Source organism: Deferribacter abyssi, from assembly GCF_049472655.1.
GTDB classification, from domain to species: Bacteria; Chrysiogenota; Deferribacteres; order Deferribacterales; family Deferribacteraceae; genus Deferribacter; species Deferribacter abyssi.
In genome coordinates, this window is the sequence record NZ_JAQNCS010000002.1 from 90727 (window position 1) to 105724 (window position 14998).

Genomic DNA, 14998 nt, shown 5'->3' on the forward strand with positions numbered 1-14998 from the left:
AACTCCTTTATTTATCCTTTAATAAACTAACAGCCATAGCGTAATCTTTTGTATGTGAAATAGATAATTCCAAATTCTCTAATATTTTTCCCATTATCTTTACAACAGGCTTTCCTGAGTTACTTCTCAAAATTTCAATATCTCTAAACGATACAACAGTTTTATCCAGTGATTTAATTATCGATTCTTTAGCAGCAAATCTACCAGCAAGAAACTCAGCTTTTCTATTACCACTAAACTCATTAAAAAGCTTTATCTCATTATCAGTTAAAATTCTTTTTATAGCTTTTTCACCAAACTTATCAAGAAACTTTCTAATCCTATCAATCTCAATTAAATCACACCCAAGCATAAACTAACATTCCATAGAATGTTTGCAAATAATTTCTTTCATTTCTCTGACAGCCTCTTTCATACCCACATAAATTGACCTTGCTACAATAGAATGTCCTATATTCACTTCATATATATGTGGTATCTTAATTATATCTATTATATTAACATAATCCAAACCATGACCTGCATTTACTACAAATCCTAGATTATTTGCAACTTTAGCAGATAATTTTAATCTTTTTAATTCATTTATTTTATTTTCTCCTTTTGCATCAGCATACCTACCAGTATGCAATTCCACGCATTTAGCACCAGTATATATTGCTTTTTCTAACTGAGATTCATCAGGATCTATAAATATAGATACATCAATACCTGCAGCATTTAATTTCTCTACATATTCTTTAACTAAATCAAAATTATATATCACATCCAAACCACCCTCAGTAGTTAATTCTTCTCTTTTTTCTGGAACAAGAGTACACATGTCAGGTTTTATATCAAGAGCAAGTTTTAGAATTTCTTCATTACAAGCCATTTCAAGATTCAATCTTGTTTTTATAATTTCTCTTAATAGCCTTAAATCCCTTTCCTGTATATGACGTCTGTCTTCTCTAAGATGAATCGTAATACCATCGGCACCACCTAGTTCAGCTAAAACAGCTGCTTTAACAGGATCAGGCTCATTTGACAACCTTGCCTGTCTCACAGTAGCAACATGGTCAACATTTACACCAAGCTTAATCATAAATTACTCCTTTTACTTGCTATTTCTGCTATTGCTTTTTCAGCAATAAGTTCAATATATTTATCTATAATTTCTTCATTAGTAGCTTCTACCATAATTCTAAGTTTATTCTCAGTACCAGAATACCTAACAAGAATACGTCCATCATCTTTCAGTTCATTTTCAAGTTCACTTATAAGCTTATTTAAACCTTTTAATTTCTCCAAAGGAACTTTTTCATCAACAGGTAAATTTTTAAGTTTTTGAGGATATACTTCAATAAATCTTTTAATTTCACTTAACGGTTTATCCTTTCTAACCATCACTTTAAGTAATTGCAAAGCACTAATCAATCCATCTCCTGTTGTATTAAAATCACTAAAAATAATATGTCCAGACTGTTCACCACCTAAGTTATACTTACCTTTTAGCATCTCATCTAGGACATATCTATCACCAACCTGACTTCTCACCAAAGATATTCCCTTTCTTCTAAGTGAGTTTTCAAACCCCAAATTACTCATTACTGTGGCAACTATAGTTGAATAATTTAGCAACCCTTTTTCATTCATATAATCCGCACAAATCCCCATTATAAAATCTCCATCAACAATCTCCCCCTTTTCATCCACAAAAATAACCCTATCACCATCTCCATCAAAACTTATTCCAACATCAGCATTATTTTTAATAACTTCACCAGAAAGAGTTTCAGGATTAACAGCACCACATCCATCATTTATATTAAAACCATTAGGTTTATCATTGATTACAATTACATCTGCCCCTAACTCTGATATAGCCATAGGTGCCACTTTGTAAGTAGCTCCATTTGCACAATCAATTACTATTTTCAAACCCTTCAAATCAATATCTTTATCAAAAGTAGCTTTAACATACTCAACATATCTTCCAATGGCGGTCTCAATCCTATATGCTTTACCAATATTGGTTGGTGAAACATCAAAATCATCCTTTTCTATTAATGATTCAATCTTTTTTTCTATATCATCACTTAACTTATACCCATTTGGATCAAAAAACTTTATTCCATTATCATAATAAGGATTATGAGAAGCTGAAATTACAACTCCTGCATCCGCTCTTAGACTCTTAGTAATAAAAGCAATCGCAGGAGTTGGCAAAACACCTAATAGTATTGCATCAACCCCCACTGAACAAATACCTGATACAATAGCATTTTCAAACATATATCCTGATATTCTTGTATCTTTACCAATTACTATTTTATGTCTTTTTCTACCGTTTTTATAAATAGTTGCAATCGCTTTTCCAAGTTTTAAGGCAAAATCAGAAACCATAGGAAAAACATTTGCTCTACCTCTTATTCCATCAGTCCCAAAATACTTCCTCATTTTATCACCTCTACCCTCACTTTATCTGGAATTATTTTCAAAACTTCTACTTTTTTCGCATTATTATATTGAACTTCTTTTAAATATCTGCCAGGTTCCAATACATCTGAAACATCAATAAAAAATCTAACTGTATTTTTAATTTTTTCATCATCAATCACATCTTTTCTCCCCTTCAGTTTAACTTTTACTTTTTCATTTAAAAGTTTTACCTTAAAGTTTCTTTTACCAATTACCACAACAGGAAGCTCAACTGTTTTAGTAACTATATCCTCGGTAAATTCTATATACACCTCAACATTTGGTGGTGTTATTTTCCTAATACCTGTCTCTTTTTTAACTGATATGTTATATGTTAAGTCCCTATATCTGTTGGTTATATCGATTGGCAAAGTTTCTATCAACTTAATATTATTAATGCTTTTTTTAGCTCCTTTCACTGTTACTATATTAGGCAGTATCCGTACTTTTTTTATTTTAAATCCAATCTTTGGCGAACCAATAAAAACCGGCACAACTTTAACCTTTTTTTCAATCATTTCATCTATGGTAATTGTAATAAATTTTGGTTCTACTTTTACAACCTCAAGGCCTTTAGGAGTTAAAACATCATTAAATGAAATAGTATATCTGTTCTTTCCATACCTTAAAACACTAGCATCAATTTTAATTCTAACATCATTATAAGAAATAGTTTTCAAAAGATAACTAGGGCCTTTTAAAGTAACTCTTATTATATTAGTGTCATAAACTGCTATTAACCCTTTATTAAGATTATCTAATACAATAGGCACATCAAATGTAAATTCCTGATAATCGGAAGTAACCACTATAAACCACAAAAATAAAGCAAGTAAAACACTTATTATTTTTAGCTCAATATTTTTAAGAAACATTTTTGCTTTCCATTCCAAGCAATGTCTTCAATGCATTTCTCAGCATTTCTGCATCAAGCTCTGTGGAAATTCTTCCATTTGCAGCCACTGCGATAGTCCCTCTCTCTTCACTTACTACAACGCTCACAGCATCTGTTTCTTCAGTTATCCCTATTGCTGCTCTATGTCTTGTACCAAAAGATTTATCGAGATCTTCTCTTTTAGATAGTGGTAAAATTGCACCAGCATACACCATTCTATCTTCTTTTATAATCACTGCCCCATCATGCAAAGGAGAGTATGGGATAAAAATACTTAACAAAAGTTCTTTTGACACAATGGAATCTATTTTTTGCAATGTTTGAACATAATGAGTCAGGTCTGTTTTGCGCTCTATAACAATTAACGCACCAATTTGTCTATTTGCTAATATTGTGCAAGCTTTAACTACTTCATCTATTACTGCTGCTCTTTTCTCAACAAAATTTCCAAAAACTCCAGTTTCACCTATTGCTGCAAGAGCTCTCCTAATCTCAGGTTGAAATAATATAATAATTGTCAAAAACAAATAACCAGAAAAGTTACTAAGCATCCAACTTGTAGTTTTTAGCCCAAAATATCTAGCGACAAAGGAAAATACAACAAGAAACACTATACCAAAAAACATGTAAAAAGCTCTTGTCCCCTTAATCAATAAAAGAAGTCTATAAATCACAAAACTAATAATTGTAATATCGATCAAATCAATAACAGAAAAATCTTTAATTATTTCTAGCATACAACTCTACCTTATTATAAAAATCACAAAGCTTAATAACATCATTAAGTTCAGCTACATCATGAGTTCTAATGATATCAGCACCATTACTAATTGCTATTGCTTCTATTACTTTAGAACCTATTATTCTCTCACCCACATCTTTACCCAAAATATTTCCAATCATAGATTTTCTTGAAACACCAGCCAACAAAGGGAAACCAAGGTTCTTAAACTCTTTCAAATATTTTAAAATTATATAATTATCTTCCAAGGTCTTACCAAAACCAAAACCAGGGTCTATAATTATACTTTCATCACTAATCCCAGCATCTAATGCCAATTCAACAGAATTCTCTAAATAAATTTTTATCTCTTCAAGGATATTCTCATATATGGGGCTTATCTGCATATTTTTGGGAGTACCTTTTATATGCATAAGGCAAACAGCAGATTCATAATCAGCACAAATTCTTGGCATTTCTGAATCAAACTTAAATCCGCTAATATCATTGATAAGATGGACCCCCATATCAAGACACTTTTTAGCAACTAACGATTTATAAGTATCAACAGATACAATAAAGCCCATTTTTAATGCTTCTTTAACAGCAAATTTAATTCTTTTTAATTCTTCTTCAGCATCAACAGGATCAGAACCAGGCCTTGTAGACTCACCACCTATATCAACAATGGTAACATTGTGTTCGTAAAAATACTTTAATCGTTCTATAATCTCGCTTTCTTTTACATATTTACCACCATCACTAAAGGAATCCGGTGTTACATTCAAAATCCCCATAACAACAGGTCTATCAAGTTTTAAATTCTTATCTCTTAATTTTAAATATTTTCTATTTTTAGCTACAATCTGTTTCCGAAGACATTGCGCAAGTTCTTTTAGACCAAAAGGTTGTTTTTTTAGTTTACTGATTAGTTTTTTTAAATTATTCTTGTTGGATAATATTAAAATATCTGTTTTATTCACCTTACAATTAATAGTACCTTTACAAACGGCAACATCAGCTCCTACAGATATAGCCTCCTGTTTTATAATATTTGCCTGTCCAGGGGATAAGTCTTTTACTTTAATACAAAAATCTATCCCTTTTTCATACATATATAGTGCATAACTGTCTACGCCGATTTTAGATAACTCAAACAATATCCTACTTTTATCATTTTTTATTCTATACAGTCTGAACTTCTGCTTCACTTTCACCCTTTAACTTTTTTATTATCTCTTCAATTTCTCTACCTTCTATAGTTTCTTTCTCCAGTAATAAATTCGCAGTCTCATGAAGAACCTCAATATTGTCTTCTAAAATCTGCAAGGCTCTCTTATAATTATTCATAACAATAGATTTTATTTCCTCATCAATCATAATAGCAGTTTTTTCACTAAAATCCCTATGAGTTGCGATCTCTTTTCCTAAGAAAATAGCATCATCCTTTTTTCCTAAGGCTAAAGGGCCCAGTTTTTCACTCATTCCCCAAATACAAACCATTTTTCTTGCAATCTCAGTAGCTCTTTCTATATCGTTCCCAGCTCCTGTTGTATATCTTTTAAAAATAATCTGCTCAGCAGCTCTACCACCCATAAGCACACTTATCATACCTTCAAGATACTCCTTAGAATACATATGTTTATCATCTTGTGGTAACTGTTGAGTTACACCAAGAGCCATACCTCTTGGTATAATACTTACTTTGTGAACAGGATCACTACCTGGTATAAATTTTGCCACAATGGCATGACCAGCTTCATGAAATGCGGTAATTTTTTTCTCCTCTTCACTTATTGTCATACTTTTACGTTCTTTACCCATTGTAATTTTGTCTTTGGCCTCTTCAAAATCATCCATTTCAACCTTTTCTTTATCTTTCCTTGCAGCAATCAAAGCAGCCTCATTTACAAGATTTGCTAAATCAGCACCAGCAAATCCAGGAGTACCCTTTGCAATAATTTCTAACTTAACATTATCTCCAAGAGGTACTTTTTTCGTATGTACTTTCAATATTTCCAATCTTCCTCTTACATCTGGCCTGGGTACAACCACCTGTCGATCAAAACGACCCGGTCTTAACAAAGCTGGATCTAAAACATCTGGCCTATTGGTAGCAGCTATGAGTATAACTCCTTCATTAGATTCAAAACCATCCATTTCTACTAACAACTGATTTAATGTTTGCTCTCTCTCATCATGACCTCCACCTAAGCCGGCTCCTCTGTGTCTACCAACTGCATCTATCTCATCAATAAAAATTATACATGGAGCATTTTTCTTCCCTTGGTCAAAAAGATCTCTCACCCTTGCAGCACCAACACCTACAAACATTTCCACAAAATCAGAACCAGAAATACTAAAAAATGGTACACCAGCTTCACCAGCTACAGCTTTTGCCAATAAAGTTTTTCCTGTTCCAGGAGGTCCCACCAAGAGAACCCCTTTAGGAATTTTTCCACCAAGTCGTTGGAATTTATGAGGATCCTTTAAAAAATCGATTATCTCTTGTAATTCTTCCTTAGCCTCTTCTACTCCAGCCACATCTTTAAAAGTAACTTTTTGCTGATCTTGTGTAAGCAGTTTTGCACGACTTTTCCCGAAGGTAAAAGCCTTACCACCTGCTCCTTGCATCTGACGCATAAAAAATATCCATATCGCTATCAATATTATCATAGGTAGCCAAGAAATTAATACCTGAACGTACCATGGATTTTGATCAGGCGGTTTGGCATAAATTTGTACTTTATGCTCTCTTAAAATTTTTATTAGCTCATCATCGGGTGGATAATAGGTCTCAAATTGTGTTCCATCCAAATATTCTCCGGAAATATGATTTTGTTTTATAATCACTACTTTAACTTTATCTGCTTGTACATTATCTACAAACTCGGAATAAGAAACTTTCTTTCTAACCCCTTGAGTAGAATTAAAAAAATTAAACATAATCACCATCATCAAAGCAATAACCATCCATAGCATCATGTTTTTATAAAAGTTATTTTTCATAAATCTCTCCTACTTAAACCTTAATATTGAAATTTCAGGTAAATTCCTAAAATAACCATTGTAGTCAAGTCCATAGCCAACTACAAATTCATCTGGTATTGTAAAACCTACATATTCTGCTTTTATATCAGTCATCCTACGCTCAGGTTTATCTAATAATGCACAAATTTTAAAACTTTTTGGCTTCCTAACTTCTAATAATTTTTTCAAGTAACTTAGCGTAAGTCCTGTATCCACAATATCTTCAACCAAAATAACATTTTTATTACTTAATGGTTTGTCTATATCGCAAAGTAATCTCACGACACCACTCGTCTTAGTTGTTTCTCCCACATAACTTGATACAGATATAAAGCTTACTTCTATTGGAAGCTCAATTTCTCTCACAAGGTCCGCCATAAAAATCCATGAACCTTTAAGTACGCCTACTAAAAACAGCTCTTCCCCACGATAATCTTCAGAAATTTTCCTACCAAGCTCTTTAACTTTACTCTGTATATCATCTTTTTTTATAAATGGTTCAAGATAGTAACTCTCTTTCATAAACCCCTTCCATTTTTTTTATTTTTATCGAACCTTCTTTTGAAATATATTCAGCCCATATAATTTCGCCATTTTCTTCCACTAAAATTGCCGTATCTCTTATAATCAAATCAATTTTTTTATCAATAAAAACATCTTTCAATTTCTTACCTTCAAATTTGTCTCCTTCTTTTCTGTTCCTAACTATCAATTTTCTATTTTTCAAATCATTATCAAATGTAACAATCTTCCCTAGATGCTCAATCAATATCTCTGTCTCACCACAATCTTTCACAATTTCAAATCTTTTAACATACTCATTTTTAAACAAATAGCAACGAGATATTGATTTTTCAAATAAAAAATTTTCAGGGAGATTAATACGTTTAGACGTTTTTTTCTGAAAAAGTTTAATAATTTCATCTACATATTTTTTTTCTGCCTTTATAAACTTTAACAATAAATTCATCAAAAAATACCGTTTTTCATAATATTCAAGCTTGTTAAATTGTTCCAATTCAAAAGATACAAAATTCGAACGAATGATTTTATAATCAAGACTAATTCTCTTATCTAAATATCTTTTTAAGTCTTTAGATTCATGTAACAATCGTTCAATATTATTATAAAAACCTTTGTTATAATTTTTAATTTCCTTTAATATTTTGTTTCTTATCCAGTTTCTAAGATACCTTTCATCTTTGTTTGTCATATCCTCTACAAATGGTATTTTAAAAAAATTAACATAATTATCAATCTCTTCTCTTCCAACATTTATTAATGGCCTAAATATTCTTTTATCATTGTTAAACCCAGCCAAGTTATAAATTGGCGTCCCCCTGAAAATCCTGATAAAAAAATTTTCTATTAAATCATCTTTATGATGAGCTGTTACAATAAAATCATATTCCAACTTTTTTAAAAGAGAATAAAGCTTCTCATAACGTAAAACTCTTGCAGCCTCTTCAATACTCATACCAAATCTTCTTACATAATCATATACATAAATATCAAAAAGGTAAAATTTAACCCCTAAATCTTCACAAAAATTCTTACAAAACATAGCATCCTTGTTACTATTCTCGCGAATATGATGGTTTATATGACAAGCAACAATAAATTTTATCCCAAGAACTGATTGATTTTTTATAAAAAAATGAAGAAGCGATACTGAATCCTTACCGCCAGAAAGTGCAATTAGGATACTTTTACCCTTAAGTTCTCGGCAATTTTCAAATACCTTTTTTTCATATAATGTATTCATCAAGTTTCAAATAACCCTGCTCAAAATTCTTAAAATAACCCTCATATCCCTTTCGTCCCAGCAACCCATAGGCATAATTCTTACCTTCTTCAACACCTGGCTGGTCAAAAGGGTTTATGTTAAAATATAGGCCAATAATTGGAACTACATACATGAAAAGCATCATTAAGTAACCAATCCTATATTCATCTAAAATATCGATAATAATTTTAACTGATGGTCTATTGGCATTTTTTAAAGCTAGCTCTGTAGCATAAAGCTCATAATTTAAAAGCTCCCCTAAGGATTTACCTTTCAAATAATCCATATCATTATCAACAACTGTCACAATTTCTTTATCCCCATCATGACTTAAAACTTCAATAAAAGTAAATACTTTATCTTTTGGTCCTTCTTTAAACAGTTGTATAAGTGAATGTTGATCAATAGCTCCAACAGACTTTAAAGGTGTCGTTCCAAAAAAAACTTCATTACCATCAACATCATAACGCTTTCCAAGACTTTCAGCCCATAACTGACAGTACCAGTCAGCAAACTTCGAAAGCCTAGAAGTATAAGGCATCAGCACATTAATTTTATACCCACTTTCTATATAGAAAATATAGATAGCTGATAATAACAGTGCTTGTTCAATGTTATTAACAACAAAATCTTTTGCTCCCTCCACCATTCTTTCTATTTCCAGCCCTAAAATAGAGGCTGGGACAAGCCCCACAGGAGAAAAAACCGAAAAACGCCCCCCAATATTCTTAGGAATAGAAAAAGAGCTTATTTTACATTTGTTACTCCATTTTCTAAGTAAACCCTTATCAGGATCTGTAATAACAACAATATTATCTTTAGGATCTGCAACCTCTTCTGATAACCACTTATAAAAAACGTTGAAATTAGATATTGTTTCTACTGTGCCGCCAGACTTAGATACAACACAAAGTAATGTATCTGATGGATGACAGTGTTTCATTATCCATTTAATCTTATACGGATCTACATTGTCTGCAATCCATATACGAGGGAAACCACCACGCTCTGAAAAGGTTAAACTATTATATCCGTAAGGTAGCAGAGCATTCAGAATTGCTTCTAAACCTAATGATGAACCTCCAATACCAATCACTATCAAATCATTGAATTTCCCAACTTTTCTTTTGGCATAAACAGTAATATCTTCACAAGTTTGTTCCAATAGTTTAGGAAAACCTACATCACCTTTTTCAATAATCTCTAATAATTTTTGATAACCAATTTTAGCTTTATCTTTATACTTATCTATTTCAACACTGTTTAATCCAAATTCTACATTTTTTTCGATAGCAAAATTAATATCAATTTTAATATGCATTAATTACCCCCCTAAAAAACAAAACTTTAATGTTTTAAATATGTTTTAAGAAAATCATAATCTACACTATATCTAAATATATCTTCTTTTTCAATCACACCTTTTAAAACTAATTCAGCAAATTTCTTTTCCAATGGAACATATTCACTTGACCCCTTCAGTTGTGTATCAATATTAGTAAAAGACTCTTCTAAAATAAATTTTTTTAATTTTATATTCATCATTACATATTCATAAACATATAACTTTTTATCAGAATTTTTCAAATTTACCAAACGCTGAGCCATGCATAATCTTAAAATATTTGAAAACCTGTTTAACAATATACTCTTATTTCTCTCACGAATTAGATTAATTAAACAGTAAATAGCACTAGTAACATTTGGAGCCTCCACAGAAAGATAAATTTTTTTACCAGCCTCTGCAAGATTTATCAATAACTCTAGTTCATCATAGTTAGTCACTCTTGAAACAAAAATGATATTTGAGTTTAAAAAATAATCTATCTTTATGGCATCATAAAAAGACTGAAAATCGTTACCAACCTCAAACTGGTAAACCAGAGAATTATTAGAGTTAATATCATAATTCATAAAATCATTAATAAACAAAATTGTATACGATTCTTTTATACTAAAATTATTAGCAATTGAAGCCATCACCGTCGACTTTCCATGTCCGAATGGAGCACTTATAATATATAATCCACTTCGATCACTTAATAACTCACCCAAAATTGAATCATCTATTTCAAAACTCATAATATCTGGGATAAATTTTTTAAACCTATTAAAAGTAAGGCTATATGCATTCTTCTGCTTGAGAACTGTAACATAAAAATTTTTATTATTAATTTTTACTAGAACCCTTATAAACCCTTTTATTATTAAATCTTTTTTTAATTTATCACTCAAGTAGTTCTTGATAAATTCTAGAATTTTAGCATGAGTAATTATATTGTAATTCAATTTTATTACTACATTATCTTTTTTCAACATAGGAGGCATACCATCTGTAAAAACAATTTGCTCATAATACTTTTCTATTTTATCTATGAGCTCAGCTATTTTATCAACTCCAACATCGATCTTACCAAAATTTTCAAGAACTATGCTTTTTAAACTGATATATTTATAATCCTTTAAACCGTAAGGAAAGTGTCTTAGGTCTTCTAAGATTTTTTTAAAAATATCATCTTGTAGTAGAAAAGGAATAATTTTTTTCCCACATTCAAATTCAAGCTCATTCAAAGAATTCAAAGCATTATAATTAGTAATACCGATAGCCAATTTATCATCAATAATTTCTAGTGGAATCACTTCTTTTTCCAGCACTGTTTTTAAACTCAATTTTTTTTGAACTTCTTTAGTAATTATAATTTCTGATTTATCGTATTTTTTCAAATTGTATTGTTCAGCCAAAAAACTATAAAATTTATCTTCATCAATAAATCCCATTTTTATTAAAACACTACCCAGTTTTTCTCCAGTAACCTTTTGTCTCCTCAAAGCTATTTCTAATTGTTGCTCAGAAATAACCCCTTTTTCCACAAGAAGTTCACCAATTCTTTTAATTGCCATCTCATCTCTCCGTATAAAATACAATTTTAACTAAATTATATCATAATATGCAAAAATTTACAAACATATTGATATTTTTATATATTCATAAAAATTAAGTAGATCCCAATACTGATGACTTCGGTATTGATAATTTTCTGATTGTCATGTAATATTTCTTATGGAGGTGATAAAATGATACCAGTTATTTCCATAGTAGGGACTTCTGATTGTGGCAAAACAACACTTATCGAAAAATTATTAAAATACTTCAATAACAAAAATCTTAAAGTTGCAACAATAAAACATGATGTTCATGGTTTTGATGTGGATAAAGAAGGTAAGGATACTTATAGACATAAGCAGGCTGGTGCTTACACTGTTATTATCTCATCCCCATGGAAATTTGCTCTTATTAGTGATGTTGAAAAAGAGCTTACTCTTGACCAACTAACGTTCAAATTATCTACTGATGTAGATTTGATTTTAACAGAAGGATTTAAAAGTGCTAATAAACCCAAAATAGAAATTTTCAGAAAAGGTCATTCCAAAAAGCTTTTATGTAAAAACGACCCAACACTTTTAGGTGTTGCCACTGATGATTTTGATAATCCAGAACTGAAAGGGGTTAAAAATATTTTTGATTTAAACAAACCTGAAGAAATAGCTGACTTTTTAATTGCACACTATATAGAGAAAAAAAAGAGAAAAATAACAATCACTGTTGACGGCAAACCGGTGCACATGAAGGATTTTGTAGCAGATATAGTCTCTGCCACAACTGTTTCAATGATTAAAGCTTTAAAGGGGTGTGAAAACGCCAAAGAAATACTTATCAAGATAAAAGATGAACAGAACAGTTGACCTCTATGAAGCTCTAAAAATCCTAAATGAAATTAATATAATAAGAAACACTGAACTTATTAATATTGAACAATCTTTTGGTAAAACCTCTTGCAAAACTATCACTTCTCCTTTTGATCTTCCTGACTGTAACACTTCAAGAATGGATGGATTCGCAATAAACTCATCTATTTCTGATTTCTCCAAACCTTTCGATGTAGTTGATGAAATCTATGCAGGTGAAATAAGCTCCAAAACAATTAAGAGAAATGAAGCAATCAAAGTTGCAACAGGAGCAAAACTAAACAATGACATAGACATGGTAGTACCATTTGAATATATCACTAACGTTAATGAAAAACTTTTTTTAACTCCTCAAAACAATACTTATATTCAGAAAAAAAGTAGTACTATCAAAAAAGGAGATGTTATCATCAGTACAAATGAAATAATTGACCACAGAAAAATTGAAATTTTAGCTACTTTAAGAATTAATTGCATAGAAGTTTACAGGCCAATAAAGATTGCACTTATATCTACAGGATCAGAATTAACAGAGTATTTCGCAAAATACTCTCAAACTTTAAACAGCAACTATTATATGATATCAAGTTTCTTAAATAATTTTGATACAGAAATAACATATTTAGGTATTGAAAAAGATGATTTTAACTCTATTAAAAACAAGATAAAAACCAATTTAAAAGATTTTGACATTATGATTACAATCGGTGGAACAGGTTATAGTAAAGCTGATATTATAGAAGATGTAATAAATTCATTAGGTGGAAAAATTTTAATTAATGGAATTAATGCAAGTCCTGGTAAAACTTTTAAGTTTGCTGTTATTGAAAATAAACCTTTATTTATAATTCCTGGAAATCCACAATCAGCAATTGTCTGCACAGAACTTTTCGTAGGTTTTTTTCTACGAGGACTATCGGATAAAAACCTGCTAATCAAAACTCCAGTAAAATTCGCTTTAAACAAAAAACAAGACTTTTACAAAGTTATAAAATCAATAACTGTAATTGAAAATGATAAACTTGTTTCATATGATTTATATCAATATAACAACAAAGGGTTTAGAAGTTTAACTATTGTAAGTAAAGATAAAACAAAATTAAATGAAGGTGACCTATGCGACACATTTTTATTATTCTATCTTTAATTATAACTTTTGCTCTTAATAGCGCTGCCTCACGAAGAATAAATGATGTTGTAATTGCCATTCAAAAAATAGAAAAATCAGTTGTAAACATTAGAACAGAAAAAATTATAAAAAAAACTTTCAACCCTTTTTTTAATGATCCATTTTTTAACGATTTCTTTGGTTTTGAAAGAACATATAAAACTCAGAGTTTAGGCTCAGGTTTTTTTGTAAAAAATAATATTGTTGTCACAAATTATCATGTTATTGAAGCAGCAAATAAGATTTTTATTATCCCTTATGATAATAATCAGTATGAAGCCGAGCTGATAGGTGGAGATAAGCTCCTAGATGTAGCTCTTTTAAAAATTAAAAGTAAAAAAAGGTTCCCGTCTGTCTCGCTAGGTAACAGTGACGATATCTATTTAGGTGAAACTGTAATTGCCATGGGTAATCCTTACGGCTTAAGTAACTCTGTAACTACAGGTGTTGTAAGCAATACAAAACGTATCCTTAAATCAAAAAATGGCTTTTCCATTTTTATCCAAACAGATGCATTAATCAATCCTGGGAACAGTGGTGGTCCTTTAGTAAATCTAGATGCAGAAGTTATTGGTATTAACTCTGCAATTTATAGAGACGCTCAAGGTATCGGATTTTCAGCCCCCATTAATATGTTAAAAAGGATAATGCCAGAAATATTAAAATACAAAAAAATTAGAAGGGGATATATTGGGTTTCTTGTTGAAGAAACAGAAAACAGTAACCTAATAATTTCTCATGTTGATAAAAACTCTCTTGCTTATAAAATAGGGATAAAAAGGGGTGACATCTTATATTCAATTGAAGATATACCTGTTTCTAACAAAAAAGCAATAAATTATATATTAAGAAGCTATCCTCCAGGTTCTTCATTAAAAATAGTTATTAAAAGAAAAGGTGATTTCCTAAAAACAAAAATCAAACTTAGTAGTTTTCCTAAAAACTATGGAATTAAACTTCTAAAAGAAGTGTTTGGACTACAGTTTCGACAAAAAGGGGATTATATTGTGGTTATAAGCACAGGAATCCCTGCTTATATTAAAAAAGGGGATATTTTAATAAAAGTTAATGAAAAAGATATAACATCTATAAATGAGCTGAACGAATGTGTCATTAACAACTTTTTTAATGACATGAAATTTTCTATTTACCGAAAAGGGCAAATATTTACAATATTATTAAATTTATAAC

The 14998-nt window shown here is 30.4% G+C and carries 14 protein-coding genes; 3 read left to right on the forward strand and 11 right to left on the reverse strand.

Features of this window, described 5'->3' with window-relative positions; all coding sequences use genetic code 11:
• Positions 1-7: 7 nt before the first annotated feature.
• Genes acpS through OWK30_RS01530 form a run of 11 tightly spaced genes read right to left on the reverse strand, consistent with a single transcriptional unit; the run spans position 8 to position 11793 of the window.
• Positions 8-352, reverse strand: coding sequence for a holo-ACP synthase (gene acpS / locus OWK30_RS01480; RefSeq protein WP_423322892.1), 345 nt, complete (start codon positions 350-352; stop codon positions 8-10).
• Between the two features lie 3 nt (positions 353-355).
• Positions 356-1084 (reverse strand): pyridoxine 5'-phosphate synthase, encoded by a 729-nt coding sequence (locus OWK30_RS01485; RefSeq protein ID WP_423322893.1) that lies wholly within the window; start codon positions 1082-1084, stop codon positions 356-358.
• Positions 1081-2439 carry a phosphoglucosamine mutase gene (gene glmM, locus OWK30_RS01490; RefSeq protein ID WP_423322895.1) on the reverse strand — a complete coding sequence of 453 codons (1359 nt, stop codon included), beginning with the start codon at positions 2437-2439 and terminating at the stop codon, positions 1081-1083. Before glmM ends, OWK30_RS01485 begins: the two co-directional genes overlap by 4 nt.
• Positions 2436-3335, reverse strand: a complete 900-nt coding sequence (locus OWK30_RS01495; RefSeq protein WP_423322897.1) for a CdaR family protein — start codon at positions 3333-3335, stop codon at positions 2436-2438. Before OWK30_RS01495 ends, glmM begins: the two co-directional genes overlap by 4 nt.
• Complete coding sequence (gene cdaA, locus OWK30_RS01500) at positions 3325-4092, reverse strand: diadenylate cyclase CdaA (RefSeq protein ID WP_423322899.1); 768 nt, start codon at positions 4090-4092, stop codon at positions 3325-3327. The genes OWK30_RS01495 and cdaA overlap by 11 nt, the downstream gene beginning before the upstream one ends.
• Positions 4076-5287 (reverse strand): dihydropteroate synthase, encoded by a 1212-nt coding sequence (folP, locus tag OWK30_RS01505; RefSeq protein ID WP_423322901.1) that lies wholly within the window; start codon positions 5285-5287, stop codon positions 4076-4078. The genes cdaA and folP overlap by 17 nt, the downstream gene beginning before the upstream one ends.
• Positions 5262-7085, reverse strand: a complete 1824-nt coding sequence (gene ftsH / locus OWK30_RS01510) for an ATP-dependent zinc metalloprotease FtsH (RefSeq protein WP_423322903.1) — start codon at positions 7083-7085, stop codon at positions 5262-5264. Before ftsH ends, folP begins: the two co-directional genes overlap by 26 nt.
• Before the next feature lie 9 nt (positions 7086-7094).
• A complete protein-coding gene (gene hpt / locus OWK30_RS01515) occupies positions 7095-7628 on the reverse strand; it encodes a hypoxanthine phosphoribosyltransferase (protein WP_423322905.1) in 534 nt (177 codons plus the stop codon).
• The gene (gene tilS, locus OWK30_RS01520; RefSeq protein WP_423322907.1) at positions 7606-8871 is read right to left on the reverse strand and encodes a tRNA lysidine(34) synthetase TilS; all 1266 of its coding nucleotides are present in this window, start codon (positions 8869-8871) and stop codon (positions 7606-7608) included. The genes hpt and tilS overlap by 23 nt, the downstream gene beginning before the upstream one ends.
• Positions 8855-10213 (reverse strand): glucose-6-phosphate isomerase, encoded by a 1359-nt coding sequence (locus tag OWK30_RS01525; RefSeq protein WP_423322909.1) that lies wholly within the window; start codon positions 10211-10213, stop codon positions 8855-8857. Before OWK30_RS01525 ends, tilS begins: the two co-directional genes overlap by 17 nt.
• 26 nt (positions 10214-10239) lie before the next feature.
• Positions 10240-11793, reverse strand: coding sequence for a cyclic di-GMP-binding domain-containing protein, MshE-related (locus tag OWK30_RS01530; protein WP_423322911.1), 1554 nt, complete (start codon positions 11791-11793; stop codon positions 10240-10242).
• Positions 11794-11967: 174 nt separating this feature from the next.
• Here OWK30_RS01530 and mobB point away from each other — a divergent pair, with 174 nt between their 5' ends.
• Genes mobB through OWK30_RS01545 form a run of 3 tightly spaced genes read left to right on the forward strand, consistent with a single transcriptional unit; the run spans position 11968 to position 14997 of the window.
• A complete protein-coding gene (gene mobB / locus OWK30_RS01535) occupies positions 11968-12636 on the forward strand; it encodes a molybdopterin-guanine dinucleotide biosynthesis protein B (RefSeq protein ID WP_423322913.1) in 669 nt (222 codons plus the stop codon).
• On the forward strand, positions 12620-13786 hold the full coding sequence (locus OWK30_RS01540; RefSeq protein WP_423322915.1) for a molybdopterin molybdotransferase MoeA: 1167 nt from the start codon (positions 12620-12622) through the stop codon (positions 13784-13786). Before mobB ends, OWK30_RS01540 begins: the two co-directional genes overlap by 17 nt.
• The gene (locus OWK30_RS01545) at positions 13756-14997 is read left to right on the forward strand and encodes a trypsin-like peptidase domain-containing protein (protein ID WP_423322917.1); all 1242 of its coding nucleotides are present in this window, start codon (positions 13756-13758) and stop codon (positions 14995-14997) included. The genes OWK30_RS01540 and OWK30_RS01545 overlap by 31 nt, the downstream gene beginning before the upstream one ends.
• Position 14998 lies beyond the last annotated feature (1 nt).

What these genes read in the sequence shown, in the direction of transcription:
- acpS (WP_423322892.1), bottom strand. Translation starts at nt 352, where the DNA reads ATGCTTGGGTGTGATTTAATTGAGATTGATAGGATTAGAAAGTTTCTT.
- OWK30_RS01485 (WP_423322893.1), bottom strand. Translation starts at nt 1,084, where the DNA reads ATGATTAAGCTTGGTGTAAATGTTGACCATGTTGCTACTGTGAGACAG.
- glmM (WP_423322895.1), bottom strand. Translation starts at nt 2,439, where the DNA reads ATGAGGAAGTATTTTGGGACTGATGGAATAAGAGGTAGAGCAAATGTT.
- OWK30_RS01495 (WP_423322897.1), bottom strand. Translation starts at nt 3,335, where the DNA reads ATGTTTCTTAAAAATATTGAGCTAAAAATAATAAGTGTTTTACTTGCT.
- cdaA (WP_423322899.1), bottom strand. Translation starts at nt 4,092, where the DNA reads ATGCTAGAAATAATTAAAGATTTTTCTGTTATTGATTTGATCGATATT.
- ftsH (WP_423322903.1), bottom strand. Translation starts at nt 7,085, where the DNA reads ATGAAAAATAACTTTTATAAAAACATGATGCTATGGATGGTTATTGCT.
- hpt (WP_423322905.1), bottom strand. Translation starts at nt 7,628, where the DNA reads ATGAAAGAGAGTTACTATCTTGAACCATTTATAAAAAAAGATGATATA.
- tilS (WP_423322907.1), bottom strand. Translation starts at nt 8,871, where the DNA reads ATGAATACATTATATGAAAAAAAGGTATTTGAAAATTGCCGAGAACTT.
- OWK30_RS01525 (WP_423322909.1), bottom strand. Translation starts at nt 10,213, where the DNA reads ATGCATATTAAAATTGATATTAATTTTGCTATCGAAAAAAATGTAGAA.
- OWK30_RS01530 (WP_423322911.1), bottom strand. Translation starts at nt 11,793, where the DNA reads ATGGCAATTAAAAGAATTGGTGAACTTCTTGTGGAAAAAGGGGTTATT.
- mobB (WP_423322913.1), top strand. Translation starts at nt 11,968, where the DNA reads ATGATACCAGTTATTTCCATAGTAGGGACTTCTGATTGTGGCAAAACA.
- OWK30_RS01540 (WP_423322915.1), top strand. Translation starts at nt 12,620, where the DNA reads ATGAACAGAACAGTTGACCTCTATGAAGCTCTAAAAATCCTAAATGAA.
- OWK30_RS01545 (WP_423322917.1), top strand. Translation starts at nt 13,756, where the DNA reads ATGCGACACATTTTTATTATTCTATCTTTAATTATAACTTTTGCTCTT.